Annotated in this window: 1 rRNA gene; it reads right to left on the minus strand. The window is 45.1% G+C overall.

The features are described from left to right. Nucleotides 1–77 (minus strand): 16S ribosomal RNA (locus AK963_RS31055); the annotation flags it as partial. Between the last annotated feature and the right edge of the window lie 158 nt (nt 78–235).

Below are 235 nucleotides of genomic sequence, written 5' to 3' on the forward strand. Positions count from 1 at the left end.
TCCCGCTACCGCTCGACTTGCATGTGTTAGGCCTGCCGCCAGCGTTCAATCTGAGCCATGATCAAACTCTTCAGTTTAAATCGTTGTGTCATTTCATTCCGGAGAACGAAACAACGGCTCAATGTCACAATTAAACGTACATGAATTTACAGGTATGTTCGCTTGATCAATTAAGCATCTTAAATGTTTTCAGCCGAAGCTGATTAACCGATGCAATCGCACAAGCGCCCACACG

Origin of the sequence: Endozoicomonas atrinae (genome assembly GCF_001647025.1) — a bacterium.
GTDB lineage: Bacteria > Pseudomonadota > Gammaproteobacteria > Pseudomonadales > Endozoicomonadaceae > Endozoicomonas > Endozoicomonas atrinae.